This is a genomic window from Oleiphilus sp. HI0061 (genome assembly GCF_001635675.1).
On sequence record NZ_LWFE01001623.1, the window covers coordinates 1 to 906 of the forward strand.

General features: G+C 42.8%; 2 protein-coding genes. Both read right to left on the minus strand.

The window, feature by feature from the left end; genetic code table 11:
• On the minus strand, positions 1-149 hold a 149-nt coding region (locus tag A3735_RS32705), incomplete at its 3' end, for an MOSC N-terminal beta barrel domain-containing protein (RefSeq protein WP_197486037.1).
• Positions 150-906 (minus strand): chemotaxis protein (locus A3735_RS25105; protein WP_082885997.1); only part of this gene is annotated, 757 nt, incomplete at its 5' end.

Genomic DNA, 906 nt, shown 5'->3' on the forward strand with positions numbered 1-906 from the left:
TGAGTAATAAATCGCCCGGCATCATCCACCAACATAAAACGTCGATCAAAACGCAAACCAAAGCGATCAATTTCAACTTCACTTAAGGATACCGGACCAAGAGATTTGACCGGATGAATATTCAAAGCGGAAATTTTATATTCAGACATTTAAGAAGCCTGTTCTTTGACGTAGTCAAGAACAGCTGTTGCAAGCTCATCAGGCTGAAATTTGGATAGCAAGCGATTACACCCAACTCGCTCTGCCATAGCCTGGTTAAAACTACCACTCAAAGAAGTATGCATAATTACATAAAAGTGGCTCAATCGATCATCTTTACGAATTTCAGTCGTTAGTCGATAACCATCCATTTCCGGCATCTCGGCATCTGTTAGCACAAGTAAGCATTGCTTAAGCTTTTCCGGATCATTATCCGCCCACTCCTTAAGCATTTCATAAGCTCTTAAGCCATTTGGTGCAGTAATGGTAGGTAAACCTAGCTTTTCTATCGTACCGGTCGCCTGTGCAATTGCGACCGGTGAGTCATCGACCACCAAAACAAACTTTTCTCCTAATGAATCAATCAACTCATTCTCGAGAAGCTCTTCAGAGACATCAGTTGAATACGGAGAAATATCTGACAAGACCTTCTCTACATCAATAATCTCGACAATCTGTTCCTGATAGCGTGTTATGGCCGTTAAGTAATGCGCCCTACCCGCCGCTACCGGAGGCGGCATGATATCTTCCCAATTGAGGTTAACTATTTGCTCTATTCCGGCAACCAAAAAAGCCTGCACACTTCGATTATATTCAGAGACGACAATAATGGATTCACTGTTAACCTCAAGCGGCCTCATACCAATTGCCTGACTTAAATTGATAACGGGGACAGTCTGCCCCCTAAAGTGAGTGACACCACAAATA